Origin of the sequence: Nonlabens antarcticus, assembly GCF_015356755.1 — a bacterium.
In the GTDB taxonomy this organism is placed as follows: Bacteria; Bacteroidota; Bacteroidia; order Flavobacteriales; family Flavobacteriaceae; genus Nonlabens; species Nonlabens antarcticus.
This window is the reverse complement of sequence record NZ_JADFCO010000010.1, coordinates 1-234: the sequence shown is the minus strand read 5'-3', so window position 1 is coordinate 234 and position 234 is coordinate 1. Positions and strand designations below refer to the sequence as shown.

Sequence of the window (234 nt, the reverse complement as noted above, 5' to 3'; positions counted from 1 at the left end):
CCGTTGCAACCATGGCAAAAACACCAGAACAGAAAATAATAGAACTAGAGGCTAGAGTCAAGCTGCTTGAGAAGCAGAAAGCTCGTGCAGAGCATCTGGCAGAGCGTGCCGATAAAAAGGTAATCATCTTTGATATGCTGGTGGATATGGCTGAGAAAGAGTATGATATCCAGATCAGAAAAAACTACACGCCCGAGTTATCGAAAACTTCAAGGAAGAACACGAAGAGACAAT

General features: G+C 43.2%; 1 protein-coding gene. It reads left to right on the top strand.

Annotated features, from left to right (window positions below):
- Positions 1-11: 11 nt before the first annotated feature.
- Positions 12-234: hypothetical protein (locus tag IQ282_RS00035; RefSeq protein WP_228547156.1), on the top strand; the 223-nt coding region annotated here is incomplete at its 3' end.